This window comes from Pantoea leporis (assembly GCF_028048155.1).
GTDB lineage: Bacteria > Pseudomonadota > Gammaproteobacteria > Enterobacterales > Enterobacteriaceae > Pantoea > Pantoea leporis.
Genome location: NZ_JALMEU010000026.1, coordinates 1 through 901, shown reverse-complemented (window position 1 = coordinate 901; position 901 = coordinate 1). Strand labels below are relative to the sequence as shown.

Below are 901 nucleotides of genomic sequence, written 5' to 3'. Positions count from 1 at the left end.
GGGCTGGAACCACGGTCCGTTTGAAATCCCTTCAGACATCTACGCGCAGTGGGATGCCAAAGAAGCCGGCCAGGCGAAAGAGTCCGCATGGGACCAGAAGTTTGCCGCCTACGCCGCCGCGCATCCGGAGCTGGCTGCCGAGTTCAAACGTCGCGTGAACAATGAGCTGCCGGCGAACTGGGCCAGCGAGTCGCAGAAGTTCATCGAGCAGCTGCAGGCCAGTCCGGCGAAAATTGCCAGCCGTAAAGCCTCGCAGAACGCCATCGAAGCCTTCGGCAAAATCCTGCCGGAATATCTGGGCGGCTCCGCTGACCTCGCTCCAAGCAACCTCACCATGTGGTCCGGCTCGAAGCCGATCAACGAAGACGCGGCGGGCAACTACATCCATTACGGCGTGCGCGAGTTCGGTATGACCGCCATCGCCAACGGTATCGCGCTGCACGGCGGCTTCCTGCCGTACACCGCCACCTTCCTGATGTTCGTCGAGTACGCGCGCAACGCCGCACGTATGGCCGCGCTGATGAAGATCCGTCAGATCATGGTGTACACCCACGACTCAATTGGTCTGGGCGAAGATGGCCCGACGCACCAGCCGGTTGAGCAGATGGCCAGCCTGCGCGTGACGCCAAACATGAGCCTGTGGCGCCCGTGCGACCAGGTTGAGTCAGCGGTAGCGTGGAAGTACGCTATCGAGCGCGTTGACGGCCCGTCGGCGCTGATCTTCTCGCGTCAGAACCTGGCGCAGCAGGATCGTAGCGCTGAGCAGCTGGCTAACGTGGCGCGCGGCGGTTACGTGCTGAAAGACAGCCAAGGTACGCCAGAGCTGATCCTGATCGCCACCGGTTCAGAAGTGGAACTGGCGGTGGCGGCGTTTGAGCAGCTGACGGCGGAAGGCCGCAAA

Annotated in this window: 1 protein-coding gene; it reads left to right on the top strand. The window is 62.5% G+C overall.

What is annotated here, in order from left to right:
* Positions 1-901: thiamine pyrophosphate-binding protein (locus MWH02_RS23035; RefSeq protein WP_439652378.1), on the top strand; the 901-nt coding region annotated here is incomplete at both ends.